This is a genomic window from Corynebacterium marquesiae, from assembly GCF_030229635.1.
GTDB lineage: Bacteria > Actinomycetota > Actinomycetes > Mycobacteriales > Mycobacteriaceae > Corynebacterium > Corynebacterium marquesiae.
On sequence record NZ_JASPII010000048.1, the window covers coordinates 1 to 377 of the forward strand.

A 377-nucleotide genomic window follows, 5' to 3' on the forward strand; every position below is an offset into this window, starting at 1 on the left:
GTTGATTGGTTTGTCTGCCAGCAGGCCTAGGTGGTTTGTTGGTTGGTGTGTGCCGGTTGGGTATGTGGAACACGTACCTTTTTTGAATGCTGTTTGGTGTTTCGGCTGCATTGAGATGGATTGGTTGGCATGTGATTGTGTTCAACTTTTTGGTTTCCTCATTTTTGGCCCCGTCGGGTTGAGGAGACTGTATTTTTCTTTGTAGTAATTTTTTGGACGCCAGCACAGGCTGCATTGTTGTGTGGTTTGTGGTGGTTTGTTCTTTTGTTGGGTTTCGGGCTTTTCACGGCCTGTTTCGGATTTTGTTCTGAAATTTTTTTGTGGAGAGTTTGATCCTGGCTCAGGACGAACGCTGGCGGCGTGCTTAACACATGCAA

1 rRNA gene is annotated in these 377 nt (G+C 46.4%); it reads left to right on the forward strand.

Annotated elements, in window-relative coordinates:
• Positions 1–317: 317 nt before the first annotated feature.
• A 16S ribosomal RNA gene (locus tag QP971_RS11315) occupies positions 318–377 on the forward strand; the annotation flags it as partial.